This window comes from Paenibacillus sp. N119s (genome assembly GCF_059447605.1).
Genome location: NZ_JCAJRU010000524.1, coordinates 1 through 418, shown reverse-complemented (window position 1 = coordinate 418; position 418 = coordinate 1). Strand labels below are relative to the sequence as shown.

At 46.2% G+C, this 418-nt stretch carries 1 protein-coding gene; it reads right to left on the bottom strand.

All coding sequences use genetic code 11. The features are described from left to right. Nucleotides 1-418: AMP-binding protein (locus AC5V8P_RS26140; protein WP_495474124.1), on the bottom strand; the 418-nt coding region annotated here is incomplete at both ends.

The following is a 418-nucleotide window of genomic DNA, read 5'->3' as shown; positions in this document are numbered from 1 at the left end:
CCAAACATCTCCCAAACAGAGAAATCGAAACAGAACGAATGGAACAGCGTCCATGTATCCTGGGAACTGAAATCAAATAAATTGTTATCATTAAAGAGCAGACGAACTACATTTTTATGCTCGATCAGCGTTCCCTTGGGTTTGCCAGTTGTACCCGATGTGTAAATAACATAGGCCAAATGGTTTGGTCCCGAAATGCTCTCCAGGTTGGAAGCATCTCCTGTATACGTTGCGGTTTCGTCCAGACTCACAAGCTTACCGTCAAACGTGGTACTCTCCCATAGATGGCTTTGGGTGAGCAACAGACGGACTCCTGAATCTTCGAGCATGTAACGAATACGTTCTTCAGGATAGTCAGGATCAATCGGTACATAGGCCCCTCCTGCCTTCAAAACCGCCAACATGCCGATGACCATCT